Annotated in this window: 1 pseudogene; it reads left to right on the top strand. The window is 58.1% G+C overall.

What is annotated here, in order from left to right:
- A pseudogene (locus L692_RS28515) lies at positions 1 to 329 on the top strand (phosphopentomutase); the annotation flags it as partial.

Genomic DNA, 329 nt, shown 5'->3' with positions numbered 1-329 from the left:
GACCGCGCTGGCCGATATCGGCAGGGATGTGATCGCCGTAGGCAAGATCAACGATATTTTTACGGGAGAGGGCGTGACGGCTTCCTACCCGACCAAGAGCAATGAGCATGGCATCGAAGTGACGATTGAACAGCTTCGCAAGCCGTTTGAGGGACTGCTGTTCACAAATCTGGTCGATTTCGATTCGCTTTACGGACACCGGCGCGACCCTGAAGGCTACGGGCGGGCGCTTGAGGTGTTCGACAAGGCGCTGCCGGACATTATGTCCGCCTTGGGCGAAGACGACCTGCTGATTGTGTCCGCCGATCACGGGAACGACCCTGTGCACA

Source organism: Paenibacillus forsythiae T98 (assembly GCF_000520735.1).
Lineage (GTDB): Bacteria > Bacillota > Bacilli > Paenibacillales > Paenibacillaceae > Paenibacillus_AQ > Paenibacillus_AQ forsythiae.
Note: the sequence above shows the minus strand (reverse complement) of the source record. Positions and strands in the feature narration are given on the sequence as shown.